This is a genomic window from Shewanella sp. POL2 (assembly GCF_000282755.1).
In the GTDB taxonomy this organism is placed as follows: Bacteria; Pseudomonadota; Gammaproteobacteria; order Enterobacterales; family Shewanellaceae; genus Shewanella; species Shewanella xiamenensis.
The window spans coordinates 1-265 of the sequence record NZ_AKZL01000235.1; the positions used below are offsets into that span (position 1 = coordinate 1).

At 45.7% G+C, this 265-nt stretch carries 1 protein-coding gene; it reads right to left on the bottom strand.

The window, feature by feature from the left end:
• Nucleotides 1–265, bottom strand: a 265-nt coding sequence (locus SHEWPOL2_RS22210; protein WP_037431963.1) for a LuxR C-terminal-related transcriptional regulator, incomplete at both ends; no start/stop codon positions are given.

Consider the following 265-nt stretch of genomic DNA (forward strand, 5'->3'; position numbering starts at 1 on the left):
TTAATAACTCGACACGATTTCGTGACTGGGTTTTACGGAAAATCGATGAAATATGCGCCTTTACCGTGTGCTCACTGATGCAAAGACGATGGGCAATTTCCTTATTTCTCGCGCCGCTGGAAACGAATTGAATGATGGTTCTTTCTCTAGAGGTAAGAGCTTGCAGCATGGCCACAGTGTCGGCAGGCATATCATGTTGTCCATCCAACTTTTGCACCACGCGACGAAACATCTTACTGAGCAAAGTTCTATCGTACCAAAGCTC